The organism is Saccharopolyspora rectivirgula DSM 43747 (assembly GCF_000497205.1).
In the GTDB taxonomy this organism is placed as follows: domain Bacteria; phylum Actinomycetota; class Actinomycetes; order Mycobacteriales; family Pseudonocardiaceae; genus Saccharopolyspora; species Saccharopolyspora rectivirgula.
On sequence record NZ_AYJW01000172.1, the window covers coordinates 1 to 271 of the forward strand.

Annotated in this window: 1 protein-coding gene; it reads right to left on the reverse strand. The window is 64.2% G+C overall.

What is annotated here, in order from left to right; all coding sequences use genetic code 11:
• Positions 1–271, reverse strand: a 271-nt coding sequence (locus SREC43747_RS20095) for a Clp protease N-terminal domain-containing protein (RefSeq protein ID WP_037332908.1), incomplete at both ends; no start/stop codon positions are given.

Sequence of the window (271 nt, forward strand, 5' to 3'; positions counted from 1 at the left end):
TGATCCGCTCGATTTCCTTCTCCCGGCCGATGACCGGATCGAGCTTGCCCTCCCGAGCGCTCTGCGTCAGATTCCGACCGAACTGGTCCAAGGTCGCGGAAAGGCCAGGATTGGCCGGTTGTGCTTGAGTCGTCGTTTCCTCCGGTTCCTCGACTTCTGCACTGGACAGGAGCTGCAGCACTTGCTGCCGCACCCGGTTGAGGTCCGCACCGAGCTTGACCAGCACCTGGGCGGCGACGCCCTCGCCTTCGCGGATCAGGCCGAGCAGGAT